This is a genomic window from Paenibacillus sp. N119s, from assembly GCF_059447605.1.
This window is the reverse complement of record NZ_JCAJRU010000472.1, coordinates 1-808: the sequence shown is the minus strand read 5'-3', so window position 1 is coordinate 808 and position 808 is coordinate 1. Positions and strand designations below refer to the sequence as shown.

The window sequence follows — 808 nt, the reverse complement described above, 5'->3', positions numbered from 1 at the left end:
GGAGGAGAAAAAGATGAAAACTGTACTTTCAGGTATTCAGCCTAGTGGACAACTTACATTGGGCAATTACATCGGCGCTATGAAAAACTTTGTCAAATTGCAAGAGGATCACCAATGTTACTTTATGGTTCCAGATCTTCATGCGATTACCGTACCGCAGGAACCAGCTCAATTACGCGAGCAGTCGGAGGCGGTGGCGGCATTATTTATCGCAGCGGGTATTAACCCAGAGAAGTCCAACGTCTTTTTACAATCCCATGTTCCTCAGCACGCTGAGCTGGGATGGTTGATGACGACACTGACGAATATGGGCGAGCTGGAGCGTATGACTCAGTTTAAAGATAAGGCTGCTGGCAAGGATTCCGTAGGAGCAGGGCTGTTCGTATATCCGTCGTTGATGGCAGCTGACATTTTGCTCTACAATGCAGATCTTGTCCCAGTAGGCGACGACCAGAAACAGCATCTGGAGCTGACACGGGATTTGGCGGGCCGTTTTAATCATCGTTATGGAGATTATTTTACGATTCCCGAGCCGTATATCCCTGAAGTAGGGGCAAGAATTATGTCCTTGGATGATGCATCCAAAAAAATGAGCAAGAGCAACCCGAATGCAGGCAGTTTTATTGCGCTGCTGGACGATCCGAAAGTTATACGCAAAAAAATCAGCCGCGCCACTACCGATTCGGGCAGTGAAGTTAAATATGATCCGGCCAATAAACCGGAGATTAGTAATCTAATGAGCATTTACAGCCAGTGTTCCGGTTTGTCGCTCCAAGAAGTACAGGATCGTTATGAAGGACAAATGTAC

The 808-nt window shown here is 46.8% G+C and carries 1 protein-coding gene; it reads left to right on the top strand.

Features of this window, described 5'->3' with window-relative positions:
- Positions 1-13 precede the first annotated feature (13 nt).
- On the top strand, positions 14-808 hold a 795-nt coding region (gene trpS / locus AC5V8P_RS25830; protein WP_495474088.1), incomplete at its 3' end, for a tryptophan--tRNA ligase.